General features: G+C 41.5%; 1 protein-coding gene. It reads left to right on the top strand.

Going from position 1 to position 968, the window contains the following annotated elements:
* Positions 1 to 181 precede the first annotated feature (181 nt).
* The coding region (locus GJ1_RS17380) for a tyrosine-type recombinase/integrase (RefSeq protein ID WP_066235143.1) at positions 182 to 968 on the top strand (787 nt) is incomplete at its 3' end.

The following is a 968-nucleotide window of genomic DNA, read 5'->3' as shown; positions in this document are numbered from 1 at the left end:
TGCTGAATCAATGGCATGGTAACCTATCTTCTCACAATAAACTGATCGTATAATATACATTATATGACTAACAAATCTATCTTTTTTATGATATACTCGTCATATAATGTTATTTTTCGTATCAATTATTTTTGGAAAAAATCGTTTTTAACTCGCCGTATAAGTGAAAGGGTGGAAAAAGATGCTCAATGAGTATGTCACTTATCTTCAGGAAAAAGGAGCTTCCAGAAATACCATTATTTCCTATACGAACGATTTAAACATATTTTTTCATGATTTACATATCCGTCCAGATGATTATGTCACGCCGGCTGACATCCGCAAATGGATCCAGCAAATGCTGAATCCGGTGGAAGGGAAACCGTTGGCCATTTCCACGATCAATCGCCGCCTTAATTCGCTGCGAAGTTTTTATGCTTGGGCGGTCGAACATCATAAGCTCGAGCAGAATCCAATGAAAGACATCCAGGATTTAAAATCAGCTGATGAAGATAACGAAAAAATCATGTGGCTCACGGAAGAAGAATTCGAGGACTTGTTACAACGGATGCGGAAAAAGCCGGTACAAAGCCGAGGTGTCGATCCTGAAGAGAAATATCGCCGGGACCGCGCGGTGGTGTACTTGCTTACCTATGCAGGATTGCGGGTGGAAGAGTTATCCAATTTAAAATTAACGGACTTAGATTTAGAGATGAAACGAATTCGAATCGTGGGAAAAGGGATGAAGGTAAGAACAGTGCCGATCTCGAATATCTTGCTGGCAGAACTCGAGGATTGGCTTAAGTTTCGCGCGGAAATGGCGAAAAAGAAACCGCATGTGGCCGAATCGCCATACGTCTTTTACAGCCAGCGTTCTCCGAAGTTTTCGGTAAGGGGCATTCAGCGAATGATCGAAAGCTACAGCCTGCCGAATAAAAAATTAACTCCACATATGTTCCGCCATACGTTTTGTAAGTGGATGTTAAAGG

The organism is Geobacillus jurassicus NBRC 107829, assembly GCF_001544315.1.
GTDB lineage: Bacteria > Bacillota > Bacilli > Bacillales > Anoxybacillaceae > Geobacillus > Geobacillus jurassicus.
This window is presented reverse-complemented; position numbering and strand designations above follow the sequence as displayed.